The sequence below is a fragment of the Rhodococcus sp. 15-649-2-2 genome, assembly GCF_002258645.1.
Lineage (GTDB): Bacteria > Actinomycetota > Actinomycetes > Mycobacteriales > Mycobacteriaceae > Rhodococcoides.
Genome location: NZ_NPFM01000013.1, coordinates 1 through 19,263 on the forward strand (window position 1 = coordinate 1; position 19,263 = coordinate 19,263).

The following is a 19,263-nucleotide window of genomic DNA, read 5'->3' on the forward strand; positions in this document are numbered from 1 at the left end:
GTCGGGCGGGCAGGGAGAGCTACAGCGGCATTGCCCACATGGAGCTCGAGCGTTCCTTGAATTCGGTGCAGTTCGCGTGTTGCTTGCTCGCCCTCTGGTAGAAGGTCTGCAGAGGGGCAGCGGGTTGCACCGGTTCCGGAGCGGGCGCAACCGGGAGATCGCTGAGTTCGAGTGCAGCGTCGAGGGCTTCCTCTGCCTCGACACGTCGGGTGCGCGCCAGGTTCGACAACGCGAGCTGGTGAATCGTCACCCGCTCACCGGACTTGGCGTCCACGCGGGCCTGTCGGGCAACGGATGCATCGAGTTCGTACACCTTCGAGGCCAGCTGGTAGATGCTGGGGCGTTCGAGTTCTGCGTCCACCAGAGCCGGCTCGGCCACGGTGCGCGTCGGCACAGTCCTCGGCACGACTTTCGGTGTGTCTTCCTCGGCGGCACGTAGCGCGTGCCGCGCACTTGGCTTTTCGATTTTTTCGGCCGACGGCCGTTCCAGTAACTGCTCGAGTTCGGCTACCTCACGGTCGGCTGCTCCATCCTTGGCAGGCGGAACGACGAAGGGCACGATCGGCTCGAACGGGATCCTCTCCGACGACGTCGCCAGTGCCGCGCTCCGCGAGGGGATCAGCAGCGCCACGATCACCGTGCCGACGCCGAACACCACGGCGGCAACCAGGCTGGTGTGCGTCACCGCGTCGCCGAACGCGGCAACGGCATTGGCCTGCAAGTTGTCTGCGAATCCACTGAGAAACGCATTCTGAGCGCGAATGATGTCGGACACGATCACTGCACCGGCGAGCGAATCCTGAGACGCGGCAAGCCCTTCCGCTGCCTGCCCGGTGTACTGGCCGTTCGGTTGTTTACCGGGGAAGGTTTGCAGAAAGCCTTCGATTCCCTGGCGATAGGACGCGGCGAGCACCGAACCGAGCACGGCGATTCCGAGCGAGCCGCCGAGTTCGAGCGCTGTGTCGTTGAGTCCGCCGCCCACACCGAGCTTGCTGTCCGGAAACTCGCCCATGATGGCGTCGGTGCACGGCGAGACGGACAAGCCGATCGCGAGACCGAGCAGCGTCAGCACGGGCAGGAAGTCGGAGTACGTTGCGGTCGGGTCGATTCCGATCAACGAGACGACCGACAGCGTTCCCACGACCATGCCCGCGGTCACGGTGATGCGTGGTCCGAGCTTGGGTGTGAGCCACATCGTGATTCCGGATCCGACGAAGACTGCGCCGGCCAACGGCAAGAGGTGCACGCCCGTGGACACCGGGCCGTATCCGAGGGCGAACTGGAGGTACTGGGCGACGAAGTAGATCGCACCGAATGTGACCAGGAAGAACACCAGCACCGCGAGGGTAGCGCCACTGAGGATGCGGGAGGAGAACATTCGGACGTCGAGCAGCGGATTGGGATGGCGCATTTCCCATCCCACGAAGCCCACGATCGACAGCAGGCCGACGAGCGCGAAGTACAACGGCCCGACGGTCCAGCCGAAGTGCATTCCTTCGATGATGGCGTACACGACGGTCGACACGGCCAGTACCGACAGCAATCCACCGACCCAGTCGATCGCGCCGGGGTCGACGGCCCGCGACGGCGGAACCAGAACGACGGCTCCGACGACGGCCGCCAACGCAATAGGAACGTTGATCAGGAAAGTCGAATGCCAGGTGAAGCTCTCGAGGAGCCAACCCGCAAGCAGTGGTCCCGCTGCGATGGCGAGTCCCGAGGTAGCCGCCCACACGGTGACGGCGGTGGCGCGCTCCCGCTTCGGGAACGTGGCGACCAACAGCGACAGCGTTGCGGGCATGACGATCGCCGCGGCGACTCCCATGACGATGCGCGCCAGGATGACGCCGAGGGTGGCATCGGTGAGTGCCCCGGCGATCGAACCCGCTACGAAGATGATCAAGCCGAGAATCAGTGCCCCACGACGGCTGTAGCGATCGCCGATCACGCCGCACAGCAGCATCAGCGACGCGTAGGGGACGGTGTAGCCGTCGATCACCCACTGCAGGTCGCTGCTCGTCAGACTCAGGTCGAGAGTCATCGACGGTGCCGCGACCAGCAGGGACGTGTTGGCCATGACCACGATCAGCAGGCTCAGGCACAGGACCACCAGAGCCGACCAGCGTCGTGAATACGGTTTGTGCATATCTTGGACAGGCGTCATCGCAAGCAACGTCATTGTGTTCCCCCCCGTTGGCAAAGTGCCGACACACCTTGCACAGTGCTGTGCAGCTTAAGAAGAATCGTCTAGGATCGGCAATCTTTTGTGGCGGCAGCCACACTCTCCGCACACGATCGTGCTAGTTGTTGACCTGTGCGAAAGACGACGGAGTCGACATCGACTGCACGGGGTGCCGCAGCGCCGCCCGTGCAGCGCCGTGACGCCCGGTCGAACCGAGCGAGAATTCTCGATGTCGCGCAACGGGTACTAGCGGACAATCCGGATGCGACCATCAACGACGTCGCAGCGGCGGCAGGGGTGGTTCGGCGAACCGTGTACGCCCACTTCGCCTCTCGCGAAGCGCTGATCGACGGCATTGCCCTGGAGGCGGCCGACAGCATCTCGGCGGCTCTCGGCCGCGTTCCCGCCGCCGACGAATCGGCAGTGACGGTCTTCGTCCGGCAGACGCTGGCTCTCACTCGCGTCGGCGACCAGTACCGTCTACTTCTCGCTGTTGCGCGAACAGATCTGGGCCACAACGGTATTCACAATCTTCTCGGTCCGATGCGAGAAGCGGCCGCCGCCGTCATCCGGCGCGGTCAGCGGGAGGGCGTGTTCTCCTCGTATCAAGCCGCGGAGGTACTCATCCTCAATATCGAGGCGATTGCGCTGTCCATCCTCGATGCGACCAACGCCGGGCTGCTCACCGACCCGGCAGGGGCCGCCACCACGTCGAGCCTTGTTCTGCTGGGGATCGCCCCGGAGGATGCGGAGCGAATCGTCGCCGATGTCCGGGCGTCCGACTCGTCCGCCCGCGCCCGCTGACAACTCCGGGACCTTCGAAACGACGAATGTCCCGACTCGAGCAACGAATTGCTCGAGCGGGACATTCGGTGCGAACTGTGGACTGTCAGGGAGCCGGGACGAATCCTGCGCCGAGTCCGTTGCCCTGATCGACGTTACGAAGGATCGCATCGAAGTTGGTGCCGACCTCGGGACCGAAGCACGCGACTCCGAGGTAGGCGTTGACCATGCCGACGAGGGTGTTGCCGACGACGACCGGGCTACCCGAGTCACCTTCGACGACGCACAGCTGCGCCCAGGTCTCCTGCGACTGCAGGATGTCGCCGTACGCGAGGCCGCAGGTGTTGCCGGTGGTACGGCCTTCCTTGCAGACGATGTTCGGGAACGCCGTCGGCGGGCCGACCTGAGAGATGGTCACGTTGCCCACGCGGCTGATCGGTGCAACCTTGTCGCGCTGGAATTCGATGACGGCGTAGTCGTACTCCGGGTTGGAGAATGCGATGCGGCCGACCTCGCCGAGAGAGGTGTCGTATTCCGGGACGATGGAATCGCCTGCGCGACCGCAATGGCCGGCGGTGAAGCCCACGAGGTTTCCGCTGCGGTCGTTACCGATCGTCGTCAGCGTGCACTCGGCCTGACCACCGACGATGATTCCCGACCCACCGCCGAGAGCAGCTGGAGCGGCCGCGGATGCGGTCCCCACGCCGACGCTGGCTACGATTGCAGCCGCCCCCACGACGACGAGCATGAATTTCTTGAACATGTACTCCCTCTCAGCGGTGTCGGCAGAACCCTAGCAACAACACGTGTACGAACACGAGCGAGTGGTTCATACGTCCTGCTCGAGGGCGGCAAGGGTGGTGCGCGCTTCCTCCAGTTGGCGACTCAGTTCTGCAACGCGGCGAGCAGCCTCCTCGCGCGCGTGGGAGATGACGGCCTCGACTGCGTCGCGTGCGATGGGATCGCCCAACTCTCGCACGGCCCTGCTGACCGACTCCGGACTCACCGGTTGCGCCTTGGTGGGGCGCTTCGCCCCCTGGGTGACCGTGACCGACCAATCGTTGTCCGCCCCGGCGTGAATAGTGACGCTGACCCCGCCTGGAGCCTTCTTGCCACGACGGGGAGCCTGCTGTTGCGGCTGCGCCCTGGGTGGTTCCACCACGGCCTTGGGTTGTTCCACCACGGCCTTGGCAGGTGCCGGGCCTGTCGTCGGCTTTGCCGCGACTGCTTCCGCCCGAGCCGGGGCGGCGGACACCGGCGGCGCCACTTTCTTCGCAGGTACGCGCTTGGCCGGCGCAGGCGGGGTTGCCGCGTTGCGAGTGATACGTAGTTCCTCTGCCTCGTAGGGCAATTCGTCGTTGACACCCTTCGGACTGATAGTGACCGTGGTGCCGTCGATCGAGATCACCTTCGCCGACGTACCGTCGGACAGTCCGAGGCTCGGGTTCGGTTCACGAAGATAGACGGTGGCCCGACGCCCCTCGGCGAGCGCCGCAGCCAGCGTCGTCAGATTCTCTGGGGTCAACGAATCGTTCACGGCGCGCCCACGGGGTGGCATCGACTACCGGCCTTTCTCGAAAGTGTTTGCGAATACTGTCGCACAGATACTGGGCCGATGTCATAGACCGAGCGCGCGATATGTCGACAGCACGCGTTCGGAATGAATATCGGGGAGGTATCTGTTAATCCAAGTAACTGTAACCGCAAGTAACTGTTACTTGGATTAACACTTAGATTTGGGTGGCCGAGAAGGCCGATGCCTTAACTCTATACGACCGTTGTCAGGAACGCCCGCCGAGTCCACTCGACGTGACATTCACTCACCAAACGGACACTGAACGTCACATCGACTACCGCCGGGTACCCGCGAGTAGCGGTGCGCGGCGTCGAGAGATTTCGTCCCGTTACGACCTCACCGAACCGCCCTCGCGGCCGGTATCTCCCGCGTAGCCTGGCGACCGTGCCTTCTTGTATGGGTACGGAACAGGAGCCTCGATGTACCACCTCGACGCGGACGAACAATCGCTCAGCGACGGTCCGCACGTGTATTTGCTCGACGCCAAATCCACCCTCGAGGTTCAGGCTCTGAATCAGTGGATCGATGCGACCACTCCCGACGGCGAGCCGAGGCCGCCGTCGGTCGTGTTGTCCGGTGAAGCGAGAACCTCACTGGCGGAGAGTGTTCGCGGGTACGCCGACGATCCACTCCTCATTCCGTTGCGCGTGACGTTGTCCGATCGTAAGAACGGCATTCTCCACCGCATCTTCGCTCCGCGCGGTCGATCGAAGCCCACCCAGGTATGGCAGCGGTGGGTAGCGAACGACGATCCCGATCATTCGGCGGTGTTGGTCGGCGAGCCCGCGACCCTCCGTGATCTGCAGGATCGGTTCGAACGGGGCGGCGGCACCTCGCTCTCGTCGTTCATCCTGCGACAGGCCAGTCTGGCGTTGGACAAGGCCGAGCGTGGCGTCATCGGCTCCGAGTACAAGATTCCGCGATTCGTCGTCGAGGACATGACGGAGCAGAAGAAGTTCCACGACGGCATCACCGCGCTCGCGGAGGAGGTCGGTCAGGACCGCGACGCAGTCGACAAGCGCGTCAACGACATCCTCGGTGAGATGGTCGCGACCGAGACCCGCCGGGCAGTCGAGATGTGGGGAACCCTCGGGGCGTATTTCTCGCGGGCATACAAGGTGGACGTCGATCGCGATCAGCTGCAGAAGGTCCGCGAACTCAACAAGAACTATCCGTTGGTGTTCCTACCCAATCACCGTTCCTACCTCGACCCGCTCGTGCTACGCCCAGCGCTGCTGGCCGAGGGTCTGCCGCTCAATCACGTCATGGGCGGCATCAACGTCGGCTTCTGGCCGCTGGGTCCGATCGCCAAACGCAGTGGCGTCGTGCTCATTCAGCGAAAGTTCTCCGACGCGATCTACAAGTGGACGCTGCGTCAGTACATGAGCTTTCTGCTCAGCAAGCGGTTCAACCTCGAGTGGTACATCGAAGGTGGACGCAGCCGCACCGGCAAGCTTCGCCCGCCGAGGTTCGGCCTGCTCACCTATCTGGTCGACGCCCTGGAGTCGAGCGACGCAGAGGACGTCTATCTGGTTCCGACGTCCATCACCTACGACCGTCTGCACGAGGTCGGCGCGATGGCCGAGGAATCGCACGGGGCGAAGAAGCAGGCCGAGGGCATTCGGATGGCCATCGGGTACATCCGTGCGCAGGGAACGTTGCGCGGAAACGTGTATCTGAACTTCGGCGAACCGATGTCGGTGGCGTCGATCGTCGCCGAGAACACCGACAAGCGTGTCGCGGTCCAGAAGATCGCGCTCGGCGTTTCCCACGCGATCAACGACGCGACACCGGTGACTCCGGCGGCCTTGGTCACCATGGCACTGCTGGGCATCGAGGATCGCGCACTCAACGTCAACGAGATGTGGGCCATCATCGCTCCGCTCGCCCGCTACATCAAACGCCGCAACCTGCCCACCGCGGGCGGCGTCGACATCGCCGACGTCGATGTGGTGCGATCGGCCGTCGTAGCTCAGGTCAACGCCAACGTGGTCAAGCGTTTCGACGATGGTCCCGAGCCACTGTTCTATCTGGCGCAGGACAAGCATCTGGTTGCAGCTTTCTTCCGTAACAACGCAATTCACTTCTTCGTCATGCGCGCCATCGGAGAACTGGTGGTGCTGCCGACCAGCGGCGATTCGGCACCTCTGACGCAGGAGTCGCTGTGGCAGTCGGCGCTGCAATTGCGCGATCTGCTCAAGTTCGAGTTCTTCTTCGGTGACAAGAAGGACTTCGGGCAGCGGCTGGAATCCGAGGTCGACCTGATCGATCCGGACTGGCGGACCAAGATCAGCGACCCCGATTATGCTGCGCACCAACTGCAGTCACAGGATCTGCACCTGGCGCACCGTGTATTGCAGCCGATCTTCGAGGCCTACCAGGTAGTGGCAGATCAGCTCATGCTGCTGCCGCAGAGCGGCGAGTTCGACAAGCCCAAGTTCATCGCGGAGTGCCTCGGTGCCGCTCAGGCCAGGCGACTACGTCAGCAACTCGATCACAGCGAGTCCATCTCCGGCGAGTTGTTCGATACTGCACTGCAATTGGCCGAGAACCGGGATCTCGTCGACTCCGGCTCCGACGGTGTCGCGCGCCGGCGCAGAGACTTTGCGCTCGAGATCGACGAGTGGGCCCGCAAGGTTCGCACGATCCGAGACATGGCCCACCAGATGCTGCGTGCGGTAGAACCGATCTCGGCCCCCGAGGAGAACAATTCATGACCGAGTTCGACGATCGACTGATCGCGATCGCCGCCGCACCACCGGGCCGAGACACCGTGGCATTCTTCGATCTCGACGGCACCCTGATCAACGGATTCTCCGCCCGCGCAGTCTTTCTCGAACGTCTCAAGACCCTCGACGTGACGGTGAAGGAGCTGTGGGAGATCTCCAGTGCCGTCGTCGAGATGCGGATGCGCAACTCCCCCGTCGACAACCTGATGGGCAAGGCCGTCCGCGGCCTGGAGGGCCGTCGGGAGGACGATCTGATGGAACAGGCATACACGCTGTTCCGCAACGAGATTGCGCCGATGATCTACCCGCAGGCCCGTGCCCTCGTCGAGGCTCACCGGCATGCCGGGCATCGCCTGGTGATGGCCACCTCGGCCACGCCGTACCAGGCACTGCCGGTGCAGCAGGACATGATGTTCGAGGAATTGCTGTGCACCACCCCCGTCGTCACCGACGGAATCCTCACCGGCGAACTCGTCGGCGACTCACTGTGGGGTCCGCGCAAGGCGCAGGCAGCCATCGACTACGCCGAACGTGAAGGCATCGCCTTGGCGGGCTGCTTCGCCTACTCCAACGGCGGCGAGGACGTGCCACTGCTCGAGGCCGTGGGACGACCCGTCGCCCTCAACCCAGACCCCGATCTCGCACGGTATGCCGCCAAGAAGAAGTGGCCTGCTCTGACGTTGGAAAGCCCGAAGCGCGGCACGGACATCACGTCGGCCGTACGCAGCACGGCGGCGCTCGGATCGGTGCTCGCAAGCGCGTCGATCGGGCTGGGCCTGGGGATTCTGACGCGGAGTCGCCGCACCGGTGCCAACATCACCAGCACCATCGCGCCCGACATCGCGCTCACTCTGGCCGGCGTGAAGCTCGACGTCACCGGCACGGAAAATGCCTGGTCGGCCCGCCCGGCCGTCTTCATGTTCAACCACCAGAGCACTGCCGACTCGATCATCGTCACGTCCATCCTCCGGCGAGACATCACCGCTGTGGCGAAACGCGAACTAGAACGCGACCCGCGATTCGCTCTGCTGGGCAGGATCTTCGACGTCGCCTACGTCGATCGTGGTGACCCCTCACAAGCGCGCGAGGCGATGCGACCCGCAATCGACAAGCTCCACAGCGGTATCTCCGTCGCCATCGCACCCGAGGGGACGCGCATGCCGACGTCACGTCTCGGCCGATTCAAGAAGGGCGGCTTCCACCTGGCTATGCAAGCAGGTGTGCCCATCGTGCCCATCGTCATCCACAACGCGGGTGACGTGATGTGGAAAAAGGATTTCACCGTCCACTCCGGTACGGTCAAGGTCACCGTCGGCGAGCCCATTCCCACCACGGACTGGGAGCCCGACAAGATCGACGAGTACGTGGACGATGTTCGTTCCTATTTCGACAGAACGTTGGGATATGCCTGAGAACCAGATCAACTCGGTAGTGCAGACGGAAATCGAGCGGAATCTATTGGGCGGCGAGCCCAAGTACAACCGTGCGGACATCGTCGAGAAGTCCGGCATTCCACTCGAGCGAGTCATTGCCCTGTGGATCGGCATGGGCTTCCCGATCCACACCGATACCGAGGCACTCGTCTACACCGACGCCGATCTCGAGGCTCTGAAGCTGATCACTGCACTCACCGCACAGAAGGTGATCAAGCCCGAGATGGAGGTCGCGATCGCGCGGACGCTCGGGCAATCCATGTCGAGGCTCGCGGAATGGCAAGTGGGCGTTGTGAACTCTCACATACTCGAGCGCATCATCGACAGTGACGAAGACAAGAACGACATCGACGCGATTCGGCGTAACGCCCGAGCGATCGCGGCAGAAACCGTCCCCACCCTCGAGGCACTCCAGGGATACACCTGGCGTCGTCACCTGGCCGCCGCCGCCGGTCGGTCCATCGCCGCGCCCGACGACGCCACCGACAGTCCCACGATGGCCGTCGGGTTCGCCGACATGGTGGGCTACACCAGTTTGACGCGTCGGCTGGACATCGGTGAGTTGACCACTCTGCTCGAAGAGTTCGAGTCGCTGGCCACCAATATCATTGCCCGCGGACGTGGTTCGGTGATCAAGAACGTCGGCGACGAGGTGATGTTCAGCGCGCAGACACCCGAGGATGCCGCCCACATCGCCCTCGACCTGCAGGATGCGTTCGACGAGCAGGAGGACATGCCGGACCTGCGGGTCGGGCTGGCCTGGGGGCCGGTACTGGCCCGGTACGGCGATCTGTACGGCTCGGTGGTCAACATTGCCGCGCGGCTGACCAGCTCCGCCAATCCCGGCACGACACTCGTCGATACGGTCATGACCGAGGAACTCCGCCACGATTCCGAGTTCTACCTCAAATCGATTCGCTCACTGCGGGTCAAGGGATTTCACAAGCTCAAGCCGCATGCGCTCCGCCGCAACAAGCGGGGCGGTCACAAGAGCGAGGAGTAGAACCCCAGGTGTCGACGCGCAGCCTCGTCCCAGGTGAGGCTGCGCGCCAGCGCCAGCCCCGGTAGCGGATCCCGCGGCTCGTGCAACGCCCGGTCCAACTCGCTCGACATGGCCTCCACCGACGACGCGTAGGTCACGCTGTCTCCGAACACTTCTCGCAAGACCGGCAGATCACGCGCCACCACCGGGATCGACGCGGCGAGCGCCTCCATGGCAGCCAGACCGAAGCCCTCCTTCGTGGAGAAGAACGGCAGCACAGCGGACTGCGCCACGAGGTGCGGCAGTTCGTCGTCGTCGACGGTTCCGAGTATCACCGGCTCGATGCCGAGTTCTGCAGCACGACGGTCGAATTCCGCCCGGTAGTCCCGATAGTCGAACAGCGTCTCCCCGCCGGCGAACACCAGTTGCACGTTCCGCTCGGACAGCCCGGCGAAGGCATCGAGCAGATCGAGACTGCCCTTGCGTGGTTCGATACCGCCGACGGCGAGCACATATCGGCCGAGCTTGTCACGCCAGTGCGTTCGACCGGACTGCGCAGCGGCAGTGAATCTCTCGGCATCGACGCCGTTGGGGATGACCGTTGGTTCTAGTCCCCATCCGCGGCGAACATCGCTTGCCACCGCTGCCGATACACAGATGCGCGCGTAGGGCGCAGTGATCGCGCGTTCGTGACACGCCGCCAGTTCGGGCGTGGTGAACTCGTCGAGGTGATGGATGGTCCTGATACAGCGACCTACGGCGTTTGCGGAGATGCAGTCCTGAGCGTGGACGATGTCGTATCGGTCCGGTGTGAACGCCTGTCGCAGAACGTCAATCGACCGCAGTATCCGCTGACCGACACTCTCGTTCTCCCGCTGAGGAAACGGCACCATCCGCACGGTGACGGCTGGGTCGACCGTCCGAAAGAACTCACTGTCGCCGCCGCGGCCGAGAGACCACACCGAGACGTCCTGCCCGGAGCGCGCCAACGCCTCGGCCAAGGCCAGCGTATGTACTACGCCTCCACGCGGTTTGGACGAGTAGGTCAAGAGCGCGATCTTCACTGATCCGGCTTCTCCTGCAGCAAATTGGGGTAGGCGTCGACACGACGTTCGGCGAGGTGGTGCAACCCTCTGCGGGCCCGGTCCACTTCGGCGTCGACATCGATCTCGTGCACGGCCAGGCCGCCTTTGGACCACGTTTTCGCCAGGACGTCACCACCGGGTCCGACGATCTTCGCTTGCCCCAGGAAGCGTAACGACCCCATCACCCCGGTCTGGTTCGACGACACCAGCACCACTTGATTCTCCGCCGCCCTGGCGGCGTCGTACAGATCGAACAACCGGGACTGACGGTCGTTCGGCAGTGAGGACGCCCGATCGGTGACACTGGCGGGCCACGCCGACAGTGCCGCAATGATTCTCGCACCGTCGAGTGCCAATGCGCGCGCCGATTCCGGGAACGTCTTGTCGTAATCGATCAGCATGCCCATCCGTCCGACCGGAGTATCGAAGGCCTCGAACCGATCGCCGGCTGCATAGGCCAAGGATTCCCCGAGTGGCTGATGCACCTTGCGGTGACTGCCGAGAATTCCGTCACCGGTCAGGCATGCAGCAGCGTTGTACCGCAGGCCTTTCGACAACTCGGTGTAGCCGATGCATACCGTCATGTCCCCTGCCGCCGCGATGATCGCGGCCAGCTCGGGACCGTCCGGATCGAGCGTCGGTGGTAACTCCGCGGGATCCGGATTGCTCAGACTGTCGATGTAGCCCCCGAGAGAGGCGTCGGGCAGCACCAGGAGATCGATACCCTCTCGGGCCGCACTGGACATGATCGTGGTGATCTTCAGTACGGCCCTATCGACATCTCTGCCGAAATGCGCTGCCAGCGCGCCGATCTTGATGGGGGCCACGTCAGCTCAGACCATCTGACTCTGGGGTTGTGCTGCACTGATCTCGAGACCGATCTGATCCGCCAGGAACGCGGCATCTCGGGCCACCGAGGCGAAACGACCCGAGCCCCAGGTGTGCTGCCACGGCAGGCCGAGGAAGTACAGGCCGGACACCGAGGTGACGCCTCGGTTGTGCGTCGGGTGGCCCTCCCCGTCGAAGGCCCCGACCTTCAGCCACCGATAGTCGGTACGGAAGCCCACCGACCACACAACGGCGGTGACGTCGGAGGTAGCGAGATCCAGTTCGGTGGTCTCGGCTTCGGGACGCCACACCGGTACGTAGCGCTCCTCGGTGGGCGCGCTGATGCCCTCGCGCTCGATGTACGCGTCGATGTTGTCCTTGATGCTCTCGGCAACACGGTCGGCCGCATCGAGGGACGCCTCGAGCGTGGGCGCGAACTGCAGCACGCCGTCCTCCACTCCGAGCAAGCGACCGTAGAGCTGCATGCCTTCGGTGGCGAATGCACGCAGGTCGATGTCTCGACCACCGTCACGTCCGGTGACATAGTGGTTCGTATTCTCGCGTTTGCCGACGCCACCGGGTTGATCTTCGATGGAGACATCGTAGATGCCCATGTCGTGCAGCCAGGCGACACAGTCGCGCCCACGATAGAAGCGCGCGACACGGGGAGCGGTACCGGCGACCAGATGAACGCGGCGGCCGTCGAGATGCAGGTCCTCGGCGATCTGCGCGCCGGACTGGCCGGTGCCGACGACCAAGACGTCACCGTCCGGGAACTGATGCGAGCCGCGGTATTCGGAGGAGTGGATCTGGACGACGTCCCGTGGAAGCTTCTCGGCGAATCGCGGAATGGTGGGGATGTGGTAACCGCCGACCGCAACGACGATCTGGTCGGCATGCATCGGTCCGGCAGAGGTCTGGAGGTCGAAACCACCATCCGCTGACTGCAAGGCCTGATCCACCGAAACATGCTCTCGCACCGGTGCATCGAAGCTCTCGGCGTAACGACGCACGAAGGCGTAGACCTCGTCGCGCTGCATGAATCCGTCGGGATCGTCACCGTCGTAGGAGTACCCGGGGAGTGCGCATTGCCAGTTCGGCGTCACGAGGGTGAAGTTGTCCCAGCGGGAGTCCTTCCACTCGTGCGCGATCGTGTCGCGCTCCAACACGACATGTTCGACGCCACGCTGCGTCAGATGCCAGCTGATGGACAGGCCGGCCTGCCCGCCGCCGATGACGATCACGGAGTATTTTTCTATCGCACTGTGGTTCTCTGTCATAGCAATTCAGCTCCCGACATGCTCAGTATGCGAACGGCACCGGCCCGGTACGAAGCGCTGACACCGTGAATCTCTTCCATCTGCTGGGCGGCCGAGGTGCACCGCATACCGAACTTGGCGAGAACTCGATCACTCGCCACCGTCAGTGCCTCGGACGTGCGCTCGACGAAGTCCTCGACCGTGTACTCCGCACCGGGCGTCAGGTAATCGTGCATCACCAGCGACGGTGAATAGCAGGACTGTTCGCGCCCATCGGGCCAACGAACGACGAACGACATCTCAGGCATGGACCGGCTCCTTGGTTATGGTCCGATAGACCGACGGCCGGCGATCACGCAGGTTGTACATACCGCCGCCACGTGCCGCCCCGATCAACGCATCGACGTCGACGGTGGCCGTCGCCAGTCCCGGTTCGACGCCGGTGCCCGCCAGAATCTCTCCGCCGGGCCCGACGATCTTGGCGCTGCAGACGAATCTCAAGGATCCGAAGGTGCCGGCCTGATTCGCCGCGACCCAGATGATCTGGTTCTCGAGCGCACGAGCGCGGTCGTAGATGTCGAAGCGCTGCTTCCAGCGGTCCTCCTCCATGTTCTCGACGGTCGCGGTACGTGCCGTCGGCCATGCGGAGATGGAGGCGACGATCTCGGCACCGTCGAGGGCAAGTTCGCGGGCGGCTTCGGGGAATCCCTTGTCGTAGCAGATCTGCATGCCCATTCGGCCGACCGGAGTATCGAACGCGGAGTAGCTGTCTCCTGCGTCGTAGCAGAGGTTTTCACCGAGCGGCTGGTGCACCTTGCGGTACGAGCCGAGGATTCCGCTGCCGTCGACCGTCACTGCGGCGTTGTAGCGGGTGTCGCCGTCCTTCTCGCAGAAGCCGAAGGTGACGACGGTATCGCCCGCCATGTCGATGACCCGCCTGATCTCGGGCCCGTCGAGTTCGAGAGCCGGAGGCAGTGCCTTCAAGCGACGCTGCCGAGACTCCTCGGTCTCGTCGCCTCCGCCGAGACTGGGCAGGTAACCGCCGAGGCAGGCTTCGGGCAGGACGAGCAGTTGGCTGCCGCGATTGCGCGCTTCCTCGAGCAACGCGGCGATGGTGGCGTAGCTCTGTTCCATGTCGCGCCCGAATTCGGCTGCGGCAACGGAGATGGTGATGGCGTTCATGCTTCTCCCAATCCGGTCACGGTGGACGTGACCGCGCGAGTGGTGATTCCGTCGGGCCATCGCAGCGCGACGCCCGGAATATCGGTGAGCTCTCCGCAGACTGCGGACAGTGCAGGTCCGGACGGTGCAACTGGTGCACCGGGACGGTCCGCGGTGATCATCGCGAACCCAGGAAAACACGTGATCCACTCGCCCATCGACGCAGCGTCGGGCTTCGGGATCGAGGAGATGTCCAGTACGGCACCGGTTCCGCTTGCCTCGGCCAGCATCCCGGTAGTGCCCGCCAATCCGGCCATCGAGACGTCCTTGGCTGCCTTGGGTGCGGTTCGGGCAACGAACGACGCCATTGCTGTCAGTTCCTCGGTGTTGCGTCTCGACGACGAATCCCATTGCTGGCCAGAGTATCCGCGTCGCCACTCACCTTCGATATCGGCGGTGAGCGTCAGCCGGTCGCCGACGTTCCCGCCGCCTGCCCGAACCGGGTTCGCTGTGCGCCCCAGAGCAGTGACCGACAGAGAGGACGGCACCCCGGCCTGAGTATGGCCGCCGAGTACCGGGACTTGCCATGCCGCAGAGGCATTGGCGAGTCCGCGAATGATGCGAGTCAGTCGGGACTGTGTAGGTGCTCCGACGGAATCGAGCATGCCGACAGCTCGGGCTCCCATGGCAGACAAGTCGTTCAAGTTCACCAGGGCAGCGCACCACCCGGCCCACTCCGGGTCACGATCGACCATCGAGGGAATGATTGCATCGCAGGCCGCGATCATGTCGCTCCCCGGTACCGGTACCCCGTCATCACCTCGAAAACCTTTGGCCCCGAGCCCGAGCGGCTGTGCCTTCAGGGGTGCGAGTACTCCGGCAAGCATCGCTTTGGTCGACGAGACCAGCCGTTCGATTCGGTCGATGGGCCAGTACATCGCCACATGCGGGGTACCGGCCACCTCGACGTCGCCGCGTCTGATCCACCCGAGACCGGTGAACAGTCTCTCGTTGCGCTTCTGCACCGTTGCATCGAACCGAAGTACACCTCGGCTCTCGGCATGCGCACAGGCTGCGCGAACCAGTGCAGGACCGACACCGGAGGTGCGCGCCGAAGCAGACACCACCAAGCGACTGCCGGCCCACCATCCCAGATCCGTTGCGGTGCAGGGAGCAAGGCGTACTCCACCGAGCACCGTACCGTCCCGGTCTGTGGCGACCAGAACGACAGTGCGACGGTCGTCGTCGATATCGTCCTGATCGGTGCCCGAGAACAGGCCCTGTTCGGCAACGAACGTCGCTCTGCGTAGCGCCCGGTACGAGCTCAGTTGCGCCGGGTTCTCGCACGGTTGGACCATGAACTCGGGCTCCACGACAGTGGCTGCAGCACCCGACAATCCGGCTAGATCCTGCGCGTCCACCCCGTACATCTCAGCCTCCCGCATTCTGCAGGACGCTGCACGCACCGCATGCCGCGCAGCCTGCCTTCTGATCGGAGCCGAGCATCGCTGCTGCCTGGAGCTCTTTGGCGACGCGTCGGGTGACGCTTTCGAGTACGTCTCGGCCCGGGGCCGTCGCACGATCGACATCGACTGCCAACGTGCCGGCAAGTGGACGGAACGGAACGACGAAGGGGTACACGCCCATCTCGATGAGTTCCGCAGCACCGGAAACCAATTCGTCCGGATCCTCACCGAGGCCCACCAGAATGTAGGTCGAGACCTGATTGCGTCCGAAGATCCGGACTGCCTCTCTCCAGGCCGCGCGGTACTCGTCCATCGATACCGACGCCTTGCCCGGCATCCACCGGCGTCGAACCTCGTCGTCGAGAGATTCGACGTGGATGCCGATGGATTCGGCTCCGGCGTCGTACAGATCCTGAATCGTCTGCAGGTCGCCCGGAGGTTCGCACTGCACCTGAATCGGCAGATCAGGAACCACGGCTTTGATGGCGCGAACACATCGGGCCAGATGACGGGCACCGCGATCCTTCGCGGCCGAAGTACCTGTCGTCATGACCATTTGGGTGACGCCGTCGAGCCGTACCGCCGCCTCTGCCACCTCGGCCAGTTGCGCCGGGGTCTTGACGGCGATGGTGTCGCCGGCCTCGAGTGAGGCCTCGATGGAGCAGAAGCGGCACCGCTGGTCGGCGTCGTACCGGATGCACGTCTGCACCACGGTCGTGGCGAGAACGCTGGAGCCGTGGAGCTTGGCGATCTTTTCGTAGGCGATCCCGTCGGCGGTGGCGAGGTCATAGAATTTCGGACGGTCGACGGCTTGAACATCGAGTCCGATGTCGTTGCCGTCGAACAATACTCGGCCCTCTTCGAGAACGTACGGGCTGAGCGGATTACGGGGGATGGCTGCGCCGAGGCCATCGATGGTGACATGCCCGTCGTCGCTCGGCCCGGCGCCTGCCGTTCTCGAGACCGGCGTGGATCCTCGGATTCCGAGCAACGCCAGATCTACACGCGTACTGACCGACATGGTTCGCTCCTAGACCATGTAGGTCGAATTGATGATGGCACCCTTGCGCGCGTAGTGGATCAGCGCGTCCTGCACATCGAGGGGGTGGGCCGGGATGACACCTTCGATGAGATCCTCTTCACGACCGCCGTGCAGAGCCAGCCCGAAGCGGCAGCAGAACACCGTGCCGCCCTCGGCGATGAACGTCGCGAGGGAATCGTTGATGTTCTGCTCGCCCGGGAAGCCGGAATCACCGGTGGTCGGAAATCCGCGAGTGGCAAGGCAATTGATGGCACCGGGGCCGTAGAAGTACATGGCCGACTCGAAGCCCTTACGCAGGGCGCGCGTCGCCTGGAGTACCGCGACGAACGATACCGAGGACTCGTGGGCGATGCCGTGCACCAGAGTGAAGTAGCTTTCGCCGTTCTCGGCCTTGTAGTCGGGGAAGATCTTGGTGGAGCCGTAGATGTTGCTGCCCTTGGGAAGTGAAGGGTGCGGGATCTCTTCGAGGGACTTCTTGATGTTCTCGGCGATGGACTGGTCGAGGTCTGACACGGGTGTCTCCTGAGGTTCGCAGAGCTGGCTGAATGCAGTGGGCAACTACTCGAGATGCGGTGGACACCGATGGCCACCTGAGGAAGAGAGGTCATGTCCGGCGAAAGAGCAGATCCTCTTCGGCCATGGGACAAGTACAAGCCCCATCCATTTCCGGTTGGTCACGCTCGGAACAACGCCGTGTTTCGAGGGCCTCACAGTGTTGACGTGGTGTTACGCGGCTACTGTGAAGGCCGGTCCACCCATCCATTGCGAGCAGGACGAGGAACACGATGATCGGCGCCGTCACCGGCTTGTTGTACGCGTTGTCCCTGGTAGTGGGCATCTGGGTGCTCGTGAAGCTCGCCACGAACCGGCCCGTTCTGTTGAAGAACAAGGCCGACCGAGCACTGTTCTGGACGATCGCAGCCACCGAGGCCGTCGTCGCGCTTCAGGCCGTGATCGGGTTCGTCATGATGTTCACCTCGGATCGCGAGATACACCGGTTGACGTTCGGCTCTTATCTCGTCGGACTGCTGTTCCTGCTTCCATTGGGAACGTGGTGGTCCCTGGGCGACCGTTCCCGCGGCGGCACAGCGGTGCTGCTCGTCGCCGTCCTCACCCTCGCAGCCATGGTGCTGCGCCTGAGCCAGATTTGGGCCGGATATGCCTGACAACCTCCAGCAAGCGACGCGCACCGGCTTCGGGCGCTTTCTCATCGCCGTCTATGCGGTGTTCGCCGTTGCCGCGACATCGCGCTCGATAGTGCAGCTCACCACCCGATTCGACAACGCACCGGTGGCGTACCTCCTGTCGGCCTTCGCTGCGGTGGTCTACATCATCGCGACGGTGGGACTGGCGAGGGCAACCGAAGCATCCCGACGCGTGGTGACGGTGTCCTGCATCATCGAACTCGTCGGAGTCATCGGCATCGGCACCCTCAGCTACATCCAGCCCCAGGACTTCCCGGAGCCGACGGTGTGGTCGCACTTCGGATCCGGCTACGTCTTCATCCCGGTGGTGCTCCCCATCGCGGGACTGTGGTGGCTGCGAAAGACTCGACAGCGGTAGGGGTCTGTGGCCAGACTCGGCCATGACCACCTGGACGACCGTCGATGTCGATTACCACCTGTTCTCGCTTGTAGCAGCGCACAGTGAGCCGGTGCCCCCGGGTGCCCTCGGCGAGCTCATCGACGCCTCCGACAACTGCATTCACGTCCACACGGGAATTGCATCGGGGCCCGTTCGCGTTGCCGTCGACGTCCTGGCGCAAGCACCGACAGTCGAAATCGACGGGTCGTGGGAGGACGCGGCCGAGGTCTCGATCGCCGTGGACGCGACGCTAACTTTCGTCTCCGCGCTGGGGTACGTAGGTTCGGACGCGACTACGGTCTCGCCGCCCGTGAGCGGCTTTCTGGGAGTCCGCGTGAGTTCGATAGGTAGAGGTACCCATTGGGATTCGGACGTGAGCGAACCGGTCGAGGACTATCTCTTCGAGATCTGGCCCGCGACGATGCGACGCGAGTTGACGCGCGTGAAGACCACGAACGGTCCACAGACCTCGAAGCCCGGTTCGGTACGGCCTCCGAGTACGTCGACTTCGAGGTCGAATTTCGATCCCTACAGCGATGCGACGGTACGTCTGCGCGGTCCGGTCAGCTGGGATCCCGAGGAAGCGTGAAGATCTCCGACTCTCGACGTGGCTGTTAGCACACCCCTCCGACAGGTTTGCTTTCCCGAATCCTTATGCAAGACAATAGTTTTCGATTTAACAGTGGTTGTCAGTCGAATGCACGTTCGATACACTTAGCCCATGACCACGGAGATCTGGCAACTGAGCGAGGCGGAACTCCTCGCCGACGCTGCTGATGTCTCCCACCGAATCCAGTTGATGGAAGCCCGACGTATCGCCCTCGTCAGCGAAATCGACACCCGCGTCTCCCGCGAGAAGCTCGGCTTCCCCGGACCCGCCGGATGGCTGACCTCCACCACTCTGCTCAGCCCCAGTAAAGCCACCAAGATCGTCGCCCTGGCCCGCGGACTGAAGAACTTCTCCGACATCGCCGACGCGGTCAACACCGGCGTCATGACCATCGACCATGCAACTCTGATCCTCGACTTCGCCGAAACACCACCGAAGAACCTCCCGCAAGAGGGTCGCGATATTGCCCGGAAGGCGATGATCACCGCCGCCACCGGACCCGGCGCACGTACCGGCCGCATCCGCGAAGCGATCACCAAACTC

Annotated in this window: 19 protein-coding genes; 8 read left to right on the forward strand and 11 right to left on the reverse strand. The window is 63.7% G+C overall.

The window, feature by feature from the left end:
- Nucleotides 1-19 precede the first annotated feature (19 nt).
- The gene (locus tag CH305_RS06855; protein WP_094703239.1) at nt 20-2,179 is read right to left on the reverse strand and encodes an MFS transporter; all 2,160 of its coding nucleotides are present in this window, start codon (nt 2,177-2,179) and stop codon (nt 20-22) included.
- Between the two features lie 135 nt (nt 2,180-2,314).
- On the opposite strand from CH305_RS06855, the gene CH305_RS06860 reads away from it, so the two are divergent.
- A complete protein-coding gene (locus tag CH305_RS06860; protein WP_080734426.1) occupies nt 2,315-2,986 on the forward strand; it encodes a TetR/AcrR family transcriptional regulator in 672 nt (223 codons plus the stop codon).
- An 85-nt stretch (nt 2,987-3,071) separates the two neighbouring features.
- Here the strand turns inward: CH305_RS06860 and CH305_RS06865 are convergent, their stop codons facing one another.
- Nucleotides 3,072-3,728: a hypothetical protein gene (locus CH305_RS06865; RefSeq protein WP_032402140.1), complete on the reverse strand. Its 657-nt coding sequence runs from the start codon at nt 3,726-3,728 to the stop codon at nt 3,072-3,074.
- A gap of 66 nt (nt 3,729-3,794) precedes the next feature.
- Nucleotides 3,795-4,523, reverse strand: coding sequence for a DUF6319 family protein (locus CH305_RS06870; RefSeq protein ID WP_094608772.1), 729 nt, complete (start codon nt 4,521-4,523; stop codon nt 3,795-3,797).
- A 437-nt stretch (nt 4,524-4,960) separates the two neighbouring features.
- On the opposite strand from CH305_RS06870, the gene CH305_RS06875 reads away from it, so the two are divergent.
- Genes CH305_RS06875 through CH305_RS06885 form a run of 3 tightly spaced genes read left to right on the forward strand, consistent with a single transcriptional unit; the run spans nt 4,961 to nt 9,706 of the window.
- On the forward strand, nt 4,961-7,258 hold the full coding sequence (locus CH305_RS06875) for a glycerol-3-phosphate 1-O-acyltransferase (protein ID WP_094608773.1): 2,298 nt from the start codon (nt 4,961-4,963) through the stop codon (nt 7,256-7,258).
- A complete protein-coding gene (locus tag CH305_RS06880) occupies nt 7,255-8,682 on the forward strand; it encodes an HAD-IB family hydrolase (protein ID WP_032402143.1) in 1,428 nt (475 codons plus the stop codon). The genes CH305_RS06875 and CH305_RS06880 overlap by 4 nt, the downstream gene beginning before the upstream one ends.
- Nucleotides 8,675-9,706 (forward strand): adenylate/guanylate cyclase domain-containing protein, encoded by a 1,032-nt coding sequence (locus CH305_RS06885; RefSeq protein ID WP_032378544.1) that lies wholly within the window; start codon nt 8,675-8,677, stop codon nt 9,704-9,706. The genes CH305_RS06880 and CH305_RS06885 overlap by 8 nt, the downstream gene beginning before the upstream one ends.
- Here the strand turns inward: CH305_RS06885 and CH305_RS06890 are convergent.
- From CH305_RS06890 to CH305_RS06925, 8 genes are read right to left on the reverse strand one after another with little or no spacing between them, the layout of a single operon-like run.
- Nucleotides 9,688-10,749 (reverse strand): MSMEG_0565 family glycosyltransferase, encoded by a 1,062-nt coding sequence (locus CH305_RS06890; protein ID WP_094703240.1) that lies wholly within the window; start codon nt 10,747-10,749, stop codon nt 9,688-9,690. The two genes, CH305_RS06885 and CH305_RS06890, sit on opposite strands and share 19 nt — an antisense overlap.
- Complete coding sequence (locus CH305_RS06895; protein ID WP_032402146.1) at nt 10,746-11,597, reverse strand: carbon-nitrogen hydrolase family protein; 852 nt, start codon at nt 11,595-11,597, stop codon at nt 10,746-10,748. Before CH305_RS06895 ends, CH305_RS06890 begins: the two co-directional genes overlap by 4 nt.
- A gap of 6 nt (nt 11,598-11,603) precedes the next feature.
- Nucleotides 11,604-12,878, reverse strand: a complete 1,275-nt coding sequence (locus CH305_RS06900) for an MSMEG_0569 family flavin-dependent oxidoreductase (RefSeq protein ID WP_094703241.1) — start codon at nt 12,876-12,878, stop codon at nt 11,604-11,606.
- Entirely contained in the window at nt 12,875-13,165 is a 291-nt protein-coding gene (locus tag CH305_RS06905) for an MSMEG_0570 family nitrogen starvation response protein (RefSeq protein WP_094703242.1), read from the reverse strand. The genes CH305_RS06900 and CH305_RS06905 overlap by 4 nt, the downstream gene beginning before the upstream one ends.
- Nucleotides 13,158-14,039: a carbon-nitrogen hydrolase family protein gene (locus CH305_RS06910; protein WP_032402149.1), complete on the reverse strand. Its 882-nt coding sequence runs from the start codon at nt 14,037-14,039 to the stop codon at nt 13,158-13,160. Before CH305_RS06910 ends, CH305_RS06905 begins: the two co-directional genes overlap by 8 nt.
- Nucleotides 14,036-15,463 (reverse strand): MSMEG_0567/sll0787 family protein, encoded by a 1,428-nt coding sequence (locus CH305_RS06915; RefSeq protein ID WP_373454541.1) that lies wholly within the window; start codon nt 15,461-15,463, stop codon nt 14,036-14,038. Before CH305_RS06915 ends, CH305_RS06910 begins: the two co-directional genes overlap by 4 nt.
- The gene (locus CH305_RS06920) at nt 15,450-16,505 is read right to left on the reverse strand and encodes an MSMEG_0568 family radical SAM protein (protein ID WP_037151741.1); all 1,056 of its coding nucleotides are present in this window, start codon (nt 16,503-16,505) and stop codon (nt 15,450-15,452) included. The genes CH305_RS06915 and CH305_RS06920 overlap by 14 nt, the downstream gene beginning before the upstream one ends.
- A 9-nt stretch (nt 16,506-16,514) precedes the next feature.
- Nucleotides 16,515-17,039, reverse strand: coding sequence for an MSMEG_0572/Sll0783 family nitrogen starvation response protein (locus tag CH305_RS06925; protein WP_027495238.1), 525 nt, complete (start codon nt 17,037-17,039; stop codon nt 16,515-16,517).
- Nucleotides 17,040-17,311: 272 nt separating this feature from the next.
- Between CH305_RS06925 and CH305_RS06930 the strand changes: the two genes are divergently transcribed.
- The 4 genes from CH305_RS06930 to CH305_RS06945 all read left to right on the forward strand — a co-directional run.
- Nucleotides 17,312-17,692 carry a hypothetical protein gene (locus tag CH305_RS06930; protein WP_032378550.1) on the forward strand — a complete coding sequence of 127 codons (381 nt, stop codon included), beginning with the start codon at nt 17,312-17,314 and terminating at the stop codon, nt 17,690-17,692.
- A complete protein-coding gene (locus CH305_RS06935) occupies nt 17,685-18,089 on the forward strand; it encodes a hypothetical protein (protein ID WP_032378551.1) in 405 nt (134 codons plus the stop codon). The genes CH305_RS06930 and CH305_RS06935 overlap by 8 nt, the downstream gene beginning before the upstream one ends.
- 22 nt (nt 18,090-18,111) lie before the next feature.
- Nucleotides 18,112-18,699, forward strand: a complete 588-nt coding sequence (locus CH305_RS06940; protein ID WP_094620328.1) for a hypothetical protein — start codon at nt 18,112-18,114, stop codon at nt 18,697-18,699.
- Between the two features lie 132 nt (nt 18,700-18,831).
- Nucleotides 18,832-19,263 (forward strand): DUF222 domain-containing protein (locus CH305_RS06945; protein ID WP_143545259.1); only part of this gene is annotated, 432 nt, incomplete at its 3' end.

Bases quoted from the DNA above. Each gene is read 5' to 3' on its own strand.
- CH305_RS06940 (WP_094620328.1), top strand. From the start codon at position 18,112: ATGACCACCTGGACGACCGTCGATGTCGATTACCACCTGTTCTCGCTT.
- CH305_RS06885 (WP_032378544.1), top strand. From the start codon at position 8,675: ATGCCTGAGAACCAGATCAACTCGGTAGTGCAGACGGAAATCGAGCGG.
- CH305_RS06930 (WP_032378550.1), top strand. From the start codon at position 17,312: ATGATCGGCGCCGTCACCGGCTTGTTGTACGCGTTGTCCCTGGTAGTG.
- CH305_RS06875 (WP_094608773.1), top strand. From the start codon at position 4,961: ATGTACCACCTCGACGCGGACGAACAATCGCTCAGCGACGGTCCGCAC.
- CH305_RS06935 (WP_032378551.1), top strand. From the start codon at position 17,685: ATGCCTGACAACCTCCAGCAAGCGACGCGCACCGGCTTCGGGCGCTTT.
- CH305_RS06865 (WP_032402140.1), bottom strand. From the start codon at position 3,728: ATGTTCAAGAAATTCATGCTCGTCGTCGTGGGGGCGGCTGCAATCGTA.
- CH305_RS06870 (WP_094608772.1), bottom strand. From the start codon at position 4,523: ATGCCACCCCGTGGGCGCGCCGTGAACGATTCGTTGACCCCAGAGAAT.
- CH305_RS06855 (WP_094703239.1), bottom strand. From the start codon at position 2,179: ATGACGTTGCTTGCGATGACGCCTGTCCAAGATATGCACAAACCGTAT.
- CH305_RS06910 (WP_032402149.1), bottom strand. From the start codon at position 14,039: ATGAACGCCATCACCATCTCCGTTGCCGCAGCCGAATTCGGGCGCGAC.
- CH305_RS06905 (WP_094703242.1), bottom strand. From the start codon at position 13,165: ATGCCTGAGATGTCGTTCGTCGTTCGTTGGCCCGATGGGCGCGAACAG.
- CH305_RS06900 (WP_094703241.1), bottom strand. From the start codon at position 12,878: ATGACAGAGAACCACAGTGCGATAGAAAAATACTCCGTGATCGTCATC.
- CH305_RS06915 (WP_373454541.1), bottom strand. From the start codon at position 15,463: ATGCGGGAGGCTGAGATGTACGGGGTGGACGCGCAGGATCTAGCCGGA.
- CH305_RS06880 (WP_032402143.1), top strand. From the start codon at position 7,255: ATGACCGAGTTCGACGATCGACTGATCGCGATCGCCGCCGCACCACCG.
- CH305_RS06920 (WP_037151741.1), bottom strand. From the start codon at position 16,505: ATGTCGGTCAGTACGCGTGTAGATCTGGCGTTGCTCGGAATCCGAGGA.